The 517-nt window shown below is 59.6% G+C and carries 1 protein-coding gene; it reads left to right on the forward strand.

Going from position 1 to position 517, the window contains the following annotated elements:
- Nucleotides 1-189: 189 nt before the first annotated feature.
- On the forward strand, nt 190-517 hold a 328-nt coding region (locus ELR45_RS16185; RefSeq protein WP_165367824.1), incomplete at its 3' end, for a helix-turn-helix domain-containing protein.

Consider the following 517-nt stretch of genomic DNA (forward strand, 5'->3'; position numbering starts at 1 on the left):
AATGTCGAGGGCAAGATCCGGCAATTCGTGGAGTCCGCTCCCGTGCTGACGCCGGAAGACGCCCGACGCATCGTGAACCTGCTCGGGCCGATCACCCCGTCCAAAAAATGACGAACCCGGCCGTCGCATCGCCACACAACGGCCGGGTTCCAACGTCATCCCGTACGACGACACGAGAAAGCCTAGCAGATGACGCTTATTCAATCAGGCATCGTTCTGAGATACGCCGAAAGCACCGATATCGATCCGATCGCCCTATTGACGTTGGTGGCGATGGCGTCGTTTTGCAAGAAACCCGCCGACGACGAGACACCATCATGTTTCGCTTCCGTCCCCACAATCGCCACCCGTTCCCATCTCGGCGTGACGACGGTCAAGGAGGCGCTCAAGCGGCTAGTCGAACTCGGTGTTGTGTCTCACGATGGCAAGCGCGGTAAGACAAACGAGTACCGAATGGACATCCTGACATGGTCGGCAGACGACCACAACGCGCGCGCGTGTGCGCGTTGTGGTCGGG

Source organism: Phytoactinopolyspora endophytica, from assembly GCF_004138495.1.
In the GTDB taxonomy this organism is placed as follows: domain Bacteria; phylum Actinomycetota; class Actinomycetes; order Jiangellales; family Jiangellaceae; genus Phytoactinopolyspora; species Phytoactinopolyspora endophytica.